Origin of the sequence: Nonomuraea sp. NPDC052634 (assembly GCF_040678535.1) — a bacterium.
Lineage (GTDB): Bacteria > Actinomycetota > Actinomycetes > Streptosporangiales > Streptosporangiaceae > Nonomuraea > Nonomuraea fastidiosa.
Genome location: NZ_JBFATY010000004.1, coordinates 633,721 through 649,024, shown reverse-complemented (window position 1 = coordinate 649,024; position 15,304 = coordinate 633,721). Strand labels below are relative to the sequence as shown.

Sequence of the window (15,304 nt, the reverse complement as noted above, 5' to 3'; positions counted from 1 at the left end):
GATCATCTGGATTCCACACACCCACATGATCACTGCGGTGGCCGTCTCACGTCTCAGCCTCGACCAGATCGAGATCTCGAAGTGCGGCTGGAGTATTAAGGAAGCAAACAATTGAGCGGCCGGGTTCGTTCCCGGCCGCCCGGCCGCCGCTCATTACGGAAACGGCGGCAATGCGCTAGCGGGCGCGGTATTCGCGGAAGCCGCGTACGGACAACCCGACGATGAGCACGGTGACGGCGCAGGCGAGCCCGCCGCCCACCCAGGCCCCGGTGAGCCCGAACGCGGTCGCCGTCGCGCCGGCCCGCAGCTCGCCGAGGCGCGGCCCGCCGGCCACCACGACGAGGAAGACGCCCTGGAGCCGCCCCCGCATCTCGTCGGGCGCGTAGAGCTGCAGGATCGACTGCCGCCACACCGAGGAGATGACGTCGGCGACGCCGCCGACGGCCATGAGCAGCACCACCAGCCACAGGTCGTGCGCGAGCCCCGCGCCCGCGACCGCGAGCCCCCAGACGGCGATGATGATCGACAGCGCCACCCCCTGCCGTTTGACGCGGCCGACCCAGCCGGAGAACAGCGCGCCGGCCACGGAGCCGATGCCCATGGCCGAGGTCATCCAGCCGAGCGCCAGCTCCGAGCCGCCGAAGCGCTCGGCGGTCAGCTCGGGGAACAGCGCCCTGGGCATGGCGAGGACCATCGCAATGATGTCCACGACGAACGACATCAGCAGCACGGGGCTCTTGGCGATGAAGCTGAAGCCGTCGATCACGGACTTGAGCCCCGGCCTGGTCACCTTCCCCAGCGGGGGCAGCGGGGGCAGCTTGAGCGACGCGTAAAGGCTGGCGGTGAAGAGCACGGCGTCGAGTGCGTACGCCGCCGCGAACCCGCCGCCGGTCATCGCGATCGCCCCGATCATCGGGCCGACGACCGCGCCCATGCTGTAGACGAGCGAGTTGAGCGCGTTCGCGGCCGGCACCAGCTCGGCGCCCAGGATGCGCGGGATGATCGCGCCCCTGGTCGGCCCGGTGATCGCGAAGCCGGTGGAGTTGACCGCGACCGCGAGGAGGATCAGCCAGACGTTGCCCAGGCCCAGCAGGGCCTGGACGAAGATGAACAGGGTGGCCGTCCAGGCGATGAGCGAGCCGGTGATGAGCAGCTTGCGCCGGTCGACGGCGTCGGCGATGGCTCCGCCCCACAGACCGAAGACGACCAGCGGGATCAGGTTGGCCATGCCGATCAGCCCCACGTAGAACGAGGACTGAGTCAGCTCGAAGACCTGCTGGCCGACCGCGATGACGGTGACGTGCACTCCGATGTTGGAGACGGTCTGGCCGGCCCAGATCCGCCGGTAGGCCGGGACGCCCAGCGGGCGCGTATCGACGAAATGACGCTTGACCAGATCCCCGATTTGCACTTAAGAGACACTAAGGGGCAAGTCTCTCCAGAACCCAACCGGGTCGTGTCCGCCGGTACCGGAGCCGGTCGTGCATCCTGTCGAGCTGCCCCTGCCAGAACTCCACCTCAAGGGGGTAGACGCGGAAGCCTCCCCAGAAGTCGGGCACCGGAGGGTTCTCCGGCCAGCGAGCCGCCAGCTCCTCGTAGCGGGCGTCCAGCTCCTCCCTCGACCGCACCACCGCCGACTGCCGCGAGGCCCACGCGCCGATGCGCGAGCCGTACGGGCGGGAGTTGAAGTATTCGGCGGACTCCTCCTGCGACATGCGCGTCACCGTGCCCTCCACGCGGACCTGGCGGCGCAGCGGATGCCAGGGGAAGAGCAGGGACGCGCGCGGGTTCTCCGCCAGGTCGCGGCCCTTGCGGGACTCGTAGTTGGTGTAGAAGACGAATCCGCGTTCGTCGTAGCCCTTGAGCAGGACCGTCCTGGCGCTCGGCCGGCCGCCCGCGGAGGCGGTGGCGAGCACCATCGCGTTGGGCTCGGGCAGCCCGGCGTCGAGCGCCTCCTGGAACCAGGCGGTGAACTGCGTGATCGGGTCGGCGGCGAGGTCCGATTCGAGCAGCGGCTCGCCCTCGTACGTACGGCGAAGCCCCGCCAGCATGGGCGGGCGCGGGGTGGCATCCACGAGACGGTATTCTTGCGCGCTCATGCGGCGGATCACATGATGGGTCCGCTTGCCAGCGGGTCGTCCCCCAAAGTCCGACCCAGCCTTCGACCAGGGGCTTTGCCCGAACGGCGGGTCCGGAGACCGACCACGACCTGGGAGGGGGTTAAATTGACCCGCCGGTATCTCGACATCAACATAGCGGGCCAGCACGAGGGGAGAACGACTGTGAGACCCCTGCGGCGGCCGCGACATGGCAGAGCATCGCGTTGCCGAAACATGGCAAGAAAGGGAGGCGGCCGAGAATGTCCGACTTCAAACCCGGCCTCGAAGGCGTCGTAGCTTTCGAGACCGAGATCGCGGAACCGGACAAAGAAGGGGGCGCCCTTCGATACCGGGGCGTCGACATCGAAGAGCTGGTCGGCCGTGTCCCATTCGGGCACGTTTGGGGCCTTCTGGTCGACAACGCGTTCCAGCCGGGCCTGCCCCCGGCGGAGCCGTACCCCATCCCTGTCCACTCCGGAGACATCCGCGTCGACGTGCAGAGCGCGCTGGCGATGCTGGCTCCGGCCTACGGCTTCAAGCCGCTGCTCGACATCAGCGACGAGGAGGCGCGCGACCAGCTCGCGCGCGCGTCGGTGATGGCCCTGTCCTTCGTCGCGCAGTCCGCGCGCGGCCTCGGCCTGCCGATGGTGCCGCAGAGCCGCGTGGACGAGGCCAAGACCATCGTCGAGCGTTTCATGATCCGCTGGCGCGGTGAGCCCGACCCCAAGCATGTCAAGGCCATCGACGCCTACTGGACCTCCGCCGCCGAGCACGGCATGAACGCCTCCACGTTCACCGCCCGCGTCATCGCCTCCACCGGCGCCGACGTGGCGGCCGCGCTGTCCGGCGCGGTCGGCGCGATGTCGGGCCCGCTGCACGGCGGCGCCCCCGCGCGCGTCCTGCACATGATCGAGGGCGTCGAGCAGCTCGGCGACGCCAAGAAGTACGTCCAGAGCGAGCTCGACAAGGGCAACCGCCTCATGGGCTTCGGCCACCGCGTCTACCGCGCGGAGGACCCGCGGGCCCGCGTGCTGCGGCGCACCGCCAAGGAGCTGGGCGCGCCCCGCTACGAGGTCGCCGCCGCCCTTGAGCAGGCCGCGCTGGAGGAGCTGCACGCCCGCAAGCCCGACCGGGTGCTGGCCACCAACGTGGAGTACTGGGCCGCCGTGGTCCTCGACTTCGCCGAGGTGCCCGCCCACATGTTCACCTCCATGTTCACCTGCGCCCGCACGGCCGGCTGGGCCGCGCACATCCTGGAGCAGAAGCGCACGGGCAGGCTGGTCCGCCCCAGCGCCAAGTACGTCGGCCCGGCCTCGCGCCCGCTGACCGACGTCCCAGGGGCCGACGAGGTCGTCGGCAAGTTCTGACTCGCACATCCCCCGCTGACGGCTACCGCGCGGCTCTCCGGCCCTGCGGTAGCCGTTCCTCGTTTCCTGAAGCCCTGGACGGCTCTGAGGGCTCTTCCGAACGGCCTCCGGGCGGCGGTGACGCGCCCGGGGGTCTCAGAATCCGGACCGCGTACGAGCCAGTCCACGCAGGTCGGTAGGCTCCGTTACGTGGCTGACATCGTGATTCCCGCTGACATCAAGCCCGCCGACGGCCGCTTCGGCTGCGGGCCTTCGAAGGTTCGCCCGGAGCAGCTGGCCGCGCTCGCCGAGTCCGGCGCGAGCGTCATGGGCACCTCGCACCGCCAGAAGCCGGTCAAGAACCTGGTCGGCCGCGTCCGGTCGGGCCTCGCCGACCTGTTCTCGCTGCCCGAGGGCTACCAGGTCGTGCTGGGCAACGGCGGCACCACCGCGTTCTGGGAGATCGCGGCCTTCGGGCTCATCCGCGAGAAGTCGCAGCACCTGTCGTTCGGCGAGTTCTCCTCCAAGTTCGCGGCGGTCACCAAGAAGGCGCCCTGGCTGGCCGAGCCGAGCGTGATCAAGTCCGAGGTCGGCACCCACCCCGAGGCGGTCGCCGAGGACGGCGTCGACGCCTACGCGCTGACCCACAACGAGACCTCGACCGGCGTGGCCATGCCGATCAAGCGGGTCGGCTCCGACGACTCGCTGGTGCTGGTCGACGCCACCTCCGGCGCGGGCGGCCTGCCCGTCGACCTCAACGAGGCCGACGTCTACTACTTCGCCCCGCAGAAGAGCTTCGCCTCCGACGGCGGTCTGTGGATCGCGATCATGTCGCCGCGCGCCCTGGCCAGGGTCGAGGAGATCGCCGCGACCGGCCGTTACGTGCCCGAGTTCTTCAGCCTGCCCGTCGCCATCGACAACAGCGCGAAGGACCAGACCTACAACACCCCGGCCGTGGCCACGCTGTTCCTGCTGGCCGACCAGCTCGACTGGATGAACGGCAACGGCGGCCTGGCCTGGACCACCGCCCGTACGGCCGACTCCGCCTCGCGCCTGTACACGTGGGCCGAGAAGTCGTCCTTCGCCACCCCGTTCGCGGCGCCCGAGTTCCGCTCGCAGGTGGTCGGCACGATCGACTTCAACGACGACGTCGACGCCGCGGCGGTGGCCAAGGTGCTGCGCGCCAACGGCATCGTCGACACCGAGCCCTACCGCAAGCTGGGCCGCAACCAGCTGCGCATCGCGATGTTCCCGGCCATCGACCCGGCCGACATCGAGGCTCTGACCACCTGCATCGACTACGTCGTCGAGCGCCTCTAGCGGCGTCTCAGCGCCCGATCCAAGGCCAGCACCGAATCCTCGGTGCTGGCCTCTTGCTACCCCTGTCCATCACTCCTCGACATTTCACGACTAGGAACGTCCTTGCCCGACAAGCCCTCGTTCGGCCAGGGGACCGCACGGCAGAAGAGCCTCGGTTACCTCATGTTCGCCAGCCGCTGGCTCCAGGTCCCCCTTTACGTCGGCCTCATCGTGGCCCAGGCGGTCTATGTCTGGCAGTTCGCGATCGAGCTGTGGCACCTCATCGAAGGCGTCTTCCTGCACGGCACGCAGCCGTCCGACGGCACTTCGCCGGAGGCCGTCGTCATGCTCACCGTGCTGGCGCTGATCGACGTCGTGATGATCTCCAATCTGCTCATCATGGTGATCATCGGCGGCTACGAGACGTTCGTCTCCCGCATCAATCTCGACGGCCACCCCGACGAGCCCGAGTGGCTCTCCCACGTCAACGCGAACGTGCTGAAGGTCAAGCTGGCCACCGCCATCGTCGGCATCTCGTCGGTGCACCTGCTGCAGACGTTCATCAGGGCGGGCGAGATGCCCAACGACAAGATCATGTGGCAGACGTTCATCCACCTGGCGTTCGTGGTCTCGGCGCTCGGCCTGGCCTGGATCGACCGTCTGCTGTCGTCATCGCCGGCCGAGCACACCCGCTCGCATATCTAGCCCAGGTACGGATACGACGTGGCGGGCGGCAGCTCGCGCTTGCGGCGCAACACCCAGGCCGCCACCACGCCGCCGATGAGGCCGAACAGGTGTCCCTGCCAGGAGATGCCCGGCTGGTTGGGCAGCACGCCCGCGAGGATGCCCCAGTAGGCCACACCGACGCCGATGGCGATCATGATGTCGAGCAGCCGGTGGTCGAAGACGCCGCGCGCCACGATGAACCCGAAGTATCCGAAGACCAGGCCGCTGGCCCCGACGGTGTAGGTCATCGGGTCGCTCAGCAGCCACGTGCCGATGCCGCCGATGAAGATGATCAGCACGCTGGCCCAGAGGAACTTACGGATGTCGCGCAGGCCCGCCAGGAAGCCCAGCACGAGCAGCGGCAGCGAGTTGGCCATCAGATGGCCGAATCCGACGTGCAGGAACGGCGCGAAGAGGATGCCGAGCAGGCCGTCGGCGTCCCAGCCCCTGATGCCGTACTCGTAGTCGAGGGTGCCGCCGAGGAAGAAGTCGACACCCTCCACGAGCCACATCACGGCCAGCATGGACACCATGACGATGAGCGCGCTCAGGGCACCCGACAGCAGGGCTCCGGCGCCGCGCTTGGCGGACTCGAACCTGGAACCCGAATAGTCGCTCATGCGCTCTCCCGGTGGGTCGTCTCCTCTCTCTTTACGGTATCCAGGCAGAGCCATGTGCGCGCTAAGGCGTTCCCCTCCCGTTTCGTGGCCGACCGGGAGGGGACGACGTGATCAGACGCGGTCGGACGCGGTCATTCGCCCTTCCACTGGGGCGCGCGCTTCTCGGCGAAGGCCGCCGCGCCCTCCATGGCGTCCTTGGAGGCGAAGACCGGATTCACGATCGCGGCCTGCTTCTTGAACATCTCGTCAAGCGACCAGTCCTGCGACTCGATGACGACCCGCTTGGTCGCTATGAGCGAGAGCGGCGCGTTCGCGGCGATCTTTTTCGCCAGCTCAAGCGCGCCGTCCAGCGCCGCGCCCGGCTCGGTGACGCGGTTGACCAGGCCCAGCTCGTACAGGCGGGATGCCGGGTAGTGGTCGCCGGTCAGCGCGATCTCCATGGCCACGTGGTACGGGATGCGCCGGGGCAGCCGCATGATGCCGCCCGCGCCCGCCACGAGCCCCCGCTTCGGCTCGGGCAGCCCGAACTTGGCCTCCGACGACGCCACGATGAGGTCGCACGACAGCGCCAGCTCGAACCCGCCCGCCAGGGCGTAGCCCTCGACGGCGGCCACCAGCGGCTTCTTCGGCGGCGCCTCGGTGATGCCGCCGAAGCCGCGGCCCTCGACCACGGGCATGTCACCGCTGAGGAAGCCCTTGAGGTCCATACCGGCGGAGAAGGTGCCGCCCGCCCCGGTCAGGACGTACGCGGAGATGTCAGGACGTGCGTCCAGGGCGTCCAGCGCCTCGGCCATGCCCCTGGCCACCGCCCCGTTGATCGCGTTACGCGACTTGGGGCGGTTGATGGTGATGATGGCCACATTGCCGGACTCTTCGACGAGCACTTCGTCAGACACGGGACCTCACTTGGGCTGGAAGCGGATGCCGCCGTCGAAGCGGATGACCTCGGCGTTCATGTAGTCGTTCTCGATGAGCGACCTGACCAGGTGGGCGAACTCGTCGGCGCGGCCCATGCGCTTGGGGAAGACCACCGGCGCGACCAGCTTGGCCTTGAACTCCTCGGCGTTCGGCGAGAAGCCGTAGATCGGGGTGTCGATGATGCCGGGGCAGATCGTGTTCACGCGTACGCCGATGGCCGACAGGTCGCGCGCCGCGGGCACGGTCATGCCCACGATGCCGCCCTTGGACGCCGAGTACGCGAGCTGCCCGGTCTGCCCTTCGAGCGCCGCCACCGAGGCGGTGTTGATGACCACGCCGCGCTGGCCGTCGGCGTCGGCCGGCTCGGTCTTGGCGATGGCCGCCGCGGCGATGCTCATGAGGTTGAACGTGCCGATCAGGTTGACCTCGATGACCTTGCGGTAGGAGGCCGGGTTGTGCGGGTTGCCCTCGCGGTTGACCGTGCGCTCCGCCCAGCCGATGCCGGCGCTGTTGACGACCACGCGCAGCGGCCTGCCGGTGGCCACGGCGGCGTCCACGGCCGCCTGCACCTGCTCGGTGTCGGAGACGTCGGTCTTGACGAAGACGCCGCCGATCTCGTCGGCGACGGCCTTGCCGCGTTCCTCGTTGAGGTCGGCGATGACCACGGTGGCGCCGGCACGGGCGAGCTCGCGGGCGGTCGCCTCGCCGAGGCCGCTGGCGCCGCCGGAGATGATTGCTGCAGATCCGTTCACGTCCATAACCGGGACCTTAACCGCAGACCGAATGAAGTTCTACTCAGGGGCGGCTAAATCTCGCCCACGGCGGTGTCGACGTCGGAGTAGACCTTGATCCGGCGGTCGAGGCCGGTCGTGCGCAGGATGCGGGCGACGGGGGCCTGGGGCGCGGCCAGGGAGACGCCGCCGCCCTCGCCCGTGGCCAGCCGCCATGCCTCGATGAGCACGGACAGGCCGCTCGAGTCCATGAACGACAGCTGCTGCAGGTCGAGCACGAGCCGCGCGCCGTCCTGTTTGATGGCGTCGCGTACCTCGTCGCGCAGGAACGGCGCGGTGAACAGGTCAAGCTCTCCCTCGACGGCCACCACCACGGCGTCACCCAGGGCGTGTCGCGCAAGCCGCAGCTTCATTGGGCCCCTCCTCGATGAGCCACTGTACTTCGACATCCCCGGATAGCGGGCATGCACAAACTACGAAAAGTCGGATGTTGGGGGACAAGGCGGGCCTAAACGCGCACCAAACGCCCCGTCAAGAACCACGCTCAGGGTTTTTACCCATCTCGGGCCGGTTGCTCCAACCCGAGCGCCAGCGGGGGCTCCAGGTACGTCTCCGGGCCGCAGGGACGGCTTCAGGCGGCGTCGCAGCCCGCCGGGACGGCTCAAGGCTCAGGCCGCGCCTCAGGCCGCAGGCACGGCTCAAGGCTCAGGCCGCCGGGATGGCGAACCCGTACGGCAGCTCCAGCCGGTGCCGCGCCAGCAGCTCGGCGTCGGCCAGCAGCTCCCGCGTGGGCCCGTCGGCGGCGATCACGCCCCCGGACAGGATGACCGAGCGCTCGCACAGCTCCAGCGCGTACGGCAGGTCGTGGGTGACCATGAGCACCGTCACGTCGAGCGAGCGCAGGATCTCCGCCAGCTCCCTGCGCGCGGCCGGGTCGAGGTTGGATGAGGGCTCGTCGAGCACCAGGATCTCCGGTGCCATCGCCAGCACCGTGGCCACCGCCACCCTGCGGCGCTGCCCGAACGACAGGTGGTGCGGCGGCCGGTCGGCGAACTCCAGCATGCCGACGCGCTCCAGCGCGTCTTTGACCACCCGGTCCAGCTCCTCGCCCCGCAGGCCCGCGTTGGCCGGGCCGAAGGCCACGTCGTCGCGTACGGTCGGCATGAAGAGCTGGTCGTCGGGATCCTGGAAGACCAGGCCGACGCGCTGCCTGATCTCTTTCAGCGTGTCCTTGCGGACGGGGGTGCCGGCCACGGTGACCGTGCCGTGCCCCGGGGTGAGGATGCCGTTGAGGTGCATGACGAGCGTGGTCTTGCCGGCGCCGTTGGGGCCGAGCAGGGCGACACGCTCGCCGCGGGCGATCGTCAGGTCCACGCCGAACAGCGCCTGCGTGCCGTCCGGGTAGGCGTAGGCGAGCTGCCGGACTTCGAGTGAGTTCACCAGGTGAGTCCCAACACTGCGAGTGCGATGGCGGGCAGGGCCAGCGCGAGGCCCCATTGGCGTACGGATGCCGTCATGTCATGAATTATCGGCATACTGCCCGCGTATCCCCTGCTCAGCATCGCCAGATGCACCCGCTCGCCCCGCTCGTACGAGCGGATGAACAGCGCGCCCGCCGACCGCGCGAGCACCGGGATCTGGCGGAAGTTCCGCGCCTCGAACCCCCGCGACTCCCTGGCCACCCGCATGCGCCGCATCTCGTCCACGATCACGTCGAGGTACCTGAGCATGAACATCGCGATCTGCACCAGCAGGCTCGGCAGCCGCAGCCGCTGCGCCCCCATGAGGATCGCGCGCGGCTCGGTCGTGGCCGCGAGCAGGATGGACGCCACCACGCCCAGCGTGGCCTTGGCGAGGATGTTCCAGGCCGCCCACAGGCCGGGCACGCTCAGCGAGAGCCCGAGCACCGTGGTGCGCTCCCCCATCCCGATGACCGGGATGAGGAAGGCGAACAGCACGAAGGGCACCTCGATCGCCATCCGCCGCAGCACATAGAGCGCCGGGACCCTGGCCGCCGCCGCGACGCCGGCCAGCAGCACGGCGTACGCGGCGAAGGCCCAGAAGCTTTCGCGCGGGGTGGCCACCACCACGAGGGCGAAGGCGAAGACCGCCAGCAGCTTGCACTGCGGCGGCAGCCGATGCACGACGGAATCGCCCGGCAGGTACAGCTGGTGGTGGTGCCCCGCGCTCAACGTCTCACGCCTTGATCTCGTCCCGGCTCTGGTCAGCGGACTCACCGCGGCCGCGCGCCGCGTAGGCGACGACCCCGGCGATCAGCAGCACGAGCCCCACGCCGATGATCCCGGCCACACCCACGGGGATGCCGCCCACATCACCGTAGTCGGCCAGCGCCCACGACCCGAACAGGTGGTCGGCGGCCTGGTCGCTGAAGCCCTTGTTCTCGGCCACCGCCTCCAGGCCGTCGGGGTCGGGCGAGGCGAAGAACGACACGACACCGGCCAGCACCAGCGTCACGCCGATACCGCCGAGCAGGAACGGCTTGAGCCCGCCGCGCGCCGGGGCCACGGGCTGCTGCCCGGCCACCGTGGTCTCGCCGTCCGCGCCGCGCAGGACCAGCGGCTTGGCCAGGCCGCGGGCGCCGTACACGAGGTCGGGCCGCACGGCCAGCACGGCACCGACGGTCAGGGCCGTGATGACCGCCTCGCCGATGCCGATCAGCACGTGCACGCCGCCCATCGCGGCGGCGACGGCGCCCACCTCGATCGGGGCGGTGCCGCCGATCCAGAACAGCAGCGTGAACACCAGCGCGGCGGCCGGCACCGAGACCAGCGCGCCCAGGAACGCGGCGATCACGACCTTGCCCTTGGCCAGGCCCGTGACCAGCTTGAAGACGCCCCAGCCGACGAGCACGGTGACCAGGCCCATGATCGTGACGTTGACGCCGAGCGCCGTCAGCCCGCCGTCGGCGAAGAACACGCCTTGCACGAGCAGCACCACGGCCATGCACAACACGCCCGTGTACGGCCCCACGAGTATCGCCGCCAGCGCCCCGCCCATCAGGTGTCCGCTGGTGCCCGCCGCGACCGGGAAGTTCAGCATCTGCACGGCGAAGATGAACGCCGCGACCAGCCCGGCCATGGGCGCGGTCCGGTCGTCGAGCTCGCGCCGCGCGCCGCGCAGGCACACCGCGACACCGGCGGCGGCCACGACACCGGCGGAGACGGAGGTCACAGCGTTGAAGAAGCCATCGGGTACGTGCACCGCTGCCTCCAGTGAGCAGGTAGGACAAACCGTCCTAACTTTAGGACATCATCTTGCACCTGCACATAGGTGGCAATTAGCGCAGCAGTTTCTTCACCAGACTTTCGGCCGTCAGCCGCTTGACCACCGCGCTCAACCGCCCCTTGCCGGCCGTCGCGTACGGCCGCACGCTGCGCATCAGCGCCACCGTCCACCACCTGCTCGGAGCCGCCACCGTGCCGCCGCCCGTCTCGATCCTGAACCGCGCGGGCGGCCCGCCCAGATCGAGCTCCAGGTACGCATCCCACGTCCCCGGGTCCAGCCGCCCCACGGCGGGACGCGCCGTGAACCCGCCGCCCGGCAGCGGCACCACCCTCTCGGCCCGCTCGCAGCCGCTGCGCCGCTCCCGCCACACCAGCCGCTTGACGGCCGCCGCCTGCGGCGCGGTGCCCGCCACCGAGACCTCGCCGTCGATCAGCAGCCGCCGGCCGAGCGACCACCGCGTCCTGGTCAGCCTGGCCGTGCCCGGCACCGCCACCACGTGGCCGCCCACATCGATGCTGAGGTTGCCGTTGTCCCTGGTGAAGTAGGGCAGCACCACGACGCCGCCGATGAGCCGGGGGCGCGGCCTGCCGAGGTCGCTCTCGCGGTCGGCCCCGAGCCGCCCCAGCCGGATCACGCCCTCGATCTCGACCGCCACCCGCAGGTCCCAGACACCGGACGCGAGCGCGCCGACGTCCAGCCGCACGGTGAACTCGCCGCCCTTGCGCTCGACCGGCAGCACCAGCTCGGTACCGGGGTCGTGGCGGGCGCGCAGCACCACCGTCAGGCCGTCGTCCCTGGTGATGCCGTCGAGGCGGGCCGCGCCCGTCACCACCAGCCGGTCGCCCTCCCAGCGCAGCCCGGTCAGCCTGCGGCGCACGGTGGCGCTCTCGATGCGGGCCAGGCGTACCAGGCGGTCGATGTCGCCGAGCGCGTCGGCCCGCTGCCTGTCGATGGTGTTGAGCCGCTCGTGCACGCCCGGCGTGTACCACTCGTCGACGAGCGTGGCGACCTCGCGCGCGATCTCCTTCCTGCGCACGTCGTCGCTCTCCAGGAACGGGGTGCCGAGCTGGGTGAAGACGTCGAGCCTGAAGTGCCGGCGCAGCAGGTGGTCGCGCAGCGGCCCCGGCTCGACGTGCCGGGCCATCAGCCGGATCGGCTCCTTGATCATCGCCAGCCAGGCCAGCGGGTCCCTGCTGCCCGCCTGCTGCATGATGCTGCTGCCGTCGGGCCTGGACACCAGGTGGTAGCAGTCGTAGTCGGCCACGATGGAGATCGGCCCGGCGTGGCAGTAGGCGTGCACGCTGAAGAGGATGTCCTCCCCCACGAGCATGCCCTCGCCGAACCTGATGCGGTGACGTTCGAGCAGCTCTCTCCTGAAGAGCTTGAAGCAGCTCAGGCTGTTGTAGACGGGGCTGTCGCCGAGGCTCACCCGGTCGGCGCTCCGCTGGAACATCGAGACCGGCGCGCGCCTGCCGTGGCCGACGATGCGGCCGAGCACGATGTCGGAGGAGTTGGCGTCGGCCACGGAGACCATGCGCTCCAGCGCCTCGGGGCCGAGGTAGTCGTCGGCGTCGCAGAAGAAGACGTAGCGGCCGGTGGCGTGCTCGATGCCGACGTTGCGCGGGCGGCCGGCGCCGCCGCTGCTTTCGATGTGCACAACCTTGACGCAGCCGGGGTGGTAGGAGGCGTACAAATCGAGCAGCTCGGCGCTGCCGTCGGTGGAGCCGTCGTCCACCACCACGATCTCCTTCTTCACCCGCTGCACGAGCGCCGAGGTGAGGCACCGGTCGATGTAGGGCCGGCAGTTGTGCACGGGGATGACGACGCTGACGTCGACCGCGTCGTCATCGCTGCCTGTCCCCGGCATCGCCACCACTCCAGAGTCACGTCGCGTCGTCATCCCGATTCAGTATGTGACGCGTACGGGCATGCGCGAAGGCCGATCGCTCGTCTTCATCCCCATGCTTTTGCTAAGACCGGAGAATCGCGGCATTAAGCCGAAACGACCCCGCAAGGCCGCCAAATAGTTCATTCACGCAGCGCCGAATGGGTTTCAGGGATGGTGATTTCCCACCCGGGAGAAGGAATCCATCTCCGCCTGGTGCTTTCCCCCACCACGGCGGGCCTACGGTGATCCCGTCGAGAGCCTGACGCGTCTACAGTTAGGCGACCTGACTCGGAGGTGGCGGGAATGGGATCGGACCTGCGCGGTGACACCGCGAACGAATCGGCCGTGCACACGGCGGAGTTCATCGTGTCCTCGGCACGGCTGACGGAGCTGTACGAATGCGCCGTCCTGCTACGCCGTACACGGTTGCGCGCCGAGGAGATCGTGGACGAGGCACGGGCCCTGGTGGCCGAGGCGCGGCAGCACGGCGACACCGAGCGCGCCCTCTTGCTGGAGGACCAGCTCGAACAGGCGCACGCGCGATATCGCCAGGTGCTGAAGGCGTACCTGGTGTTGTGCCGCAGAATCAACGAGGAACGCCAGGAGATCCTGCGCGTGCACCTCGAACGTGACCGGCTCTCGGGTTTGTCGGGCGTCGCCTGAACGATATTCGGCATTCGGCGAAGGCCACCGCTCGCCGCCGCCACCGGAGCGCGACCCGCCGGGCGCGTGTTTCAGCAGCGAGCCGGGAAACCGCCGAGAATGCGATAAATTGGGGTGAACCGTTGTGGCGTTTGGGGCGTCTCATAGTCAAGGGAAGCCCGAATTGCACGCCTTGCACGGTCGCGCAGCAGCCTGCAGTGGCAGCGGCCGGAGCCGCTCCTGATCGTGGCGCCGCGCGCAACTGAAGCGGGCTCCAGCTCCCCGGGGGGCCGTCCCCGGGGAGCTGGGGCAGGGGGCGTAACATGGCTGATCATGTTGCGCTGCGCTGTACTCGATGACTACCAGGACGTCGCACTCGGCCTGGCCGACTGGTCCCGGGTGCAGGCCAGGAGCTATCGCGACCACTTCGCCACGGTCGACGACCTCGTCACCGCCGTCCACGACTGCGAGATCATCGTCGCGATGCGCGAGCGCACGCCGTTCACCGCCGAGGTGTTCGCCCGGCTGCCCAACCTGCGCCTGCTCGTCACCACCGGCAGGCGCAACGCCTCCATCGACCTCGCCGCCGCCCGCGAGCACGGCGTCACCGTCTGCGGCACCGGCAGCAGCTCCACCCCCACCGTCGAGCTGACCTGGGCGCTGATCCTCGGCCTCGCCCGCCACCTGCTCCCCGAGGCCACCGCCCTGCGCACCGGCGGCCCCTGGCAGCACACCCTCGGCACCGACCTGCACGGCCGCACGCTCGGCGTGCTCGGCCTCGGCCGCATCGGGTCGCGGGTGGCCGCCGTCGGCAAGGCGTTCGGCATGGACGTCGTGGCCTGGAGCCAGAACCTCACCAAGGAGCGCGCCGCCGAGTGCGGCGCCCGCCTGGCGCCCGACCTCGACGCGCTGCTCACCAGCTCCGACATCGTCACCATCCACCTCGTGCTCTCCGACCGCACCCGCGGCCTGCTCGGCGAGCGCGAGCTGGACCTGATGAAGCCGACCGCCTACCTCGTCAACACCTCGCGGGCGGCGATCGTCGACCAGGACGCGCTGGCCGACGCCCTCCGCGAGGGGCGCATCGCGGGCGCGGGCCTCGACGTCTACGACGTGGAGCCGCTGCCGGAGGGGCACCGGTTCCGTACGCTGCCCAACGTGCTGGCCACGCCGCACCTGGGGTACGTGACCGAGCTCAACTACGGCACCTTCTTCAGGGAGGCGGTCGAGGACATCGACGCCTTCATCGACGGCGACCCCATCCGCCAGCTCAGCTGAGCTCGCAGCGATATCGCAGCTCGCGGACCTCGCGCCCGCCTATCACGGCGTCCTTGACGGTGCCGTCCGGCCGCCAGCCCATCCGCTCGTAGAAGCGGATCGCCCGGTCGTTGCCCTCCAGCACCCATAGGGTGGCGGACGAGTAGCCCGCCTCTCTGAGCGTCCGCATCGCCTCCGTCATCAACCCGCGTCCGGCACCGCGCTTCCAGGCGGCCGGCAGCACGTAGATCGCGGCGAGTTCCCCCACCTTCGCGGGGTCGCGGTCGTCGTCCCGGGTGGGGCAGAGGTCGGCGAAGCCGATCAGGTCCCCCTCGTCCTCGGCGACCAGTGTGCCTTGGCGTGGCCATGCGGTCCGCTCGATGATCCGCTCCCACTGCGGCACGCGTTGCGCCGGTTGAAACCGGTCGAGCAGCGGTTGCGGCAACAGCCCCTGGTAGGCCCCTTTCCAGGTCAGAACGTGGACCTCGGCGATGCGCTCGACGTCGGCGGCAACCGCTCGGCGAACTCGCAT

16 protein-coding genes are annotated in these 15,304 nt (G+C 69.8%); 5 read left to right on the top strand and 11 right to left on the bottom strand.

Going from position 1 to position 15,304, the window contains the following annotated elements:
- Positions 1 to 175: 175 nt before the first annotated feature.
- Both AB0K67_RS22440 and pdxH read right to left on the bottom strand, forming a co-directional pair.
- Positions 176 to 1,411, bottom strand: coding sequence for an MFS transporter (locus AB0K67_RS22440; protein WP_364063210.1), 1,236 nt, complete (start codon positions 1,409 to 1,411; stop codon positions 176 to 178).
- 10 nt (positions 1,412 to 1,421) lie between these two features.
- Positions 1,422 to 2,099 carry a pyridoxamine 5'-phosphate oxidase gene (gene pdxH / locus AB0K67_RS22435; protein WP_364063207.1) on the bottom strand — a complete coding sequence of 226 codons (678 nt, stop codon included), beginning with the start codon at positions 2,097 to 2,099 and terminating at the stop codon, positions 1,422 to 1,424.
- 260 nt (positions 2,100 to 2,359) lie between these two features.
- On the opposite strand from pdxH, the gene AB0K67_RS22430 reads away from it, so the two are divergent.
- The 3 genes from AB0K67_RS22430 to AB0K67_RS22420 all read left to right on the top strand — a co-directional run bounded on the left by AB0K67_RS22430 (position 2,360) and on the right by AB0K67_RS22420 (position 5,449).
- Positions 2,360 to 3,466: a citrate synthase 2 gene (locus AB0K67_RS22430; protein WP_364063204.1), complete on the top strand. Its 1,107-nt coding sequence runs from the start codon at positions 2,360 to 2,362 to the stop codon at positions 3,464 to 3,466.
- Between the two features lie 189 nt (positions 3,467 to 3,655).
- Positions 3,656 to 4,765 carry a phosphoserine transaminase gene (gene serC / locus AB0K67_RS22425; protein WP_364063201.1) on the top strand — a complete coding sequence of 370 codons (1,110 nt, stop codon included), beginning with the start codon at positions 3,656 to 3,658 and terminating at the stop codon, positions 4,763 to 4,765.
- 102 nt (positions 4,766 to 4,867) lie between these two features.
- The gene (locus AB0K67_RS22420) at positions 4,868 to 5,449 is read left to right on the top strand and encodes a TIGR00645 family protein (protein ID WP_364063198.1); all 582 of its coding nucleotides are present in this window, start codon (positions 4,868 to 4,870) and stop codon (positions 5,447 to 5,449) included.
- On the opposite strand, the gene AB0K67_RS22415 is transcribed toward AB0K67_RS22420, so the two are convergent.
- The 8 genes from AB0K67_RS22415 to AB0K67_RS22380 form a co-directional block, all read right to left on the bottom strand.
- Complete coding sequence (locus tag AB0K67_RS22415) at positions 5,446 to 6,090, bottom strand: rhomboid family intramembrane serine protease (protein ID WP_364063195.1); 645 nt, start codon at positions 6,088 to 6,090, stop codon at positions 5,446 to 5,448. The genes AB0K67_RS22420 and AB0K67_RS22415 overlap by 4 nt on opposite strands.
- A 131-nt stretch (positions 6,091 to 6,221) precedes the next feature.
- Positions 6,222 to 6,986: a crotonase/enoyl-CoA hydratase family protein gene (locus AB0K67_RS22410; RefSeq protein ID WP_364063192.1), complete on the bottom strand. Its 765-nt coding sequence runs from the start codon at positions 6,984 to 6,986 to the stop codon at positions 6,222 to 6,224.
- A gap of 6 nt (positions 6,987 to 6,992) precedes the next feature.
- Positions 6,993 to 7,766: an SDR family NAD(P)-dependent oxidoreductase gene (locus AB0K67_RS22405; RefSeq protein ID WP_364063189.1), complete on the bottom strand. Its 774-nt coding sequence runs from the start codon at positions 7,764 to 7,766 to the stop codon at positions 6,993 to 6,995.
- A gap of 47 nt (positions 7,767 to 7,813) precedes the next feature.
- Positions 7,814 to 8,152: an STAS domain-containing protein gene (locus tag AB0K67_RS22400; RefSeq protein ID WP_043624827.1), complete on the bottom strand. Its 339-nt coding sequence runs from the start codon at positions 8,150 to 8,152 to the stop codon at positions 7,814 to 7,816.
- Positions 8,153 to 8,444: 292 nt separating this feature from the next.
- Entirely contained in the window at positions 8,445 to 9,179 is a 735-nt protein-coding gene (locus tag AB0K67_RS22395) for an ABC transporter ATP-binding protein (RefSeq protein WP_364063185.1), read from the bottom strand.
- On the bottom strand, positions 9,176 to 9,931 hold the full coding sequence (cbiQ, locus tag AB0K67_RS22390; protein ID WP_364063182.1) for a cobalt ECF transporter T component CbiQ: 756 nt from the start codon (positions 9,929 to 9,931) through the stop codon (positions 9,176 to 9,178). Before cbiQ ends, AB0K67_RS22395 begins: the two co-directional genes overlap by 4 nt.
- Positions 9,932 to 9,935: 4 nt before the next feature.
- The gene (locus AB0K67_RS22385) at positions 9,936 to 10,961 is read right to left on the bottom strand and encodes an energy-coupling factor ABC transporter permease (protein ID WP_364063179.1); all 1,026 of its coding nucleotides are present in this window, start codon (positions 10,959 to 10,961) and stop codon (positions 9,936 to 9,938) included.
- A gap of 76 nt (positions 10,962 to 11,037) precedes the next feature.
- Complete coding sequence (locus AB0K67_RS22380; protein WP_364063176.1) at positions 11,038 to 12,885, bottom strand: glycosyltransferase family 2 protein; 1,848 nt, start codon at positions 12,883 to 12,885, stop codon at positions 11,038 to 11,040.
- Positions 12,886 to 13,176: 291 nt separating this feature from the next.
- On the opposite strand from AB0K67_RS22380, the gene AB0K67_RS22375 reads away from it, so the two are divergent.
- Together AB0K67_RS22375 and AB0K67_RS22370 are read left to right on the top strand one after the other, a co-directional pair.
- Positions 13,177 to 13,536, top strand: coding sequence for a hypothetical protein (locus AB0K67_RS22375; protein WP_364063173.1), 360 nt, complete (start codon positions 13,177 to 13,179; stop codon positions 13,534 to 13,536).
- A 312-nt stretch (positions 13,537 to 13,848) separates the two neighbouring features.
- Positions 13,849 to 14,793: a D-2-hydroxyacid dehydrogenase family protein gene (locus AB0K67_RS22370; RefSeq protein WP_364063170.1), complete on the top strand. Its 945-nt coding sequence runs from the start codon at positions 13,849 to 13,851 to the stop codon at positions 14,791 to 14,793.
- Here the strand turns inward: AB0K67_RS22370 and AB0K67_RS22365 are convergent.
- Positions 14,786 to 15,304, bottom strand: coding sequence for a GNAT family N-acetyltransferase (locus tag AB0K67_RS22365; protein WP_364063167.1), 519 nt, complete (start codon positions 15,302 to 15,304; stop codon positions 14,786 to 14,788). The genes AB0K67_RS22370 and AB0K67_RS22365 overlap by 8 nt on opposite strands.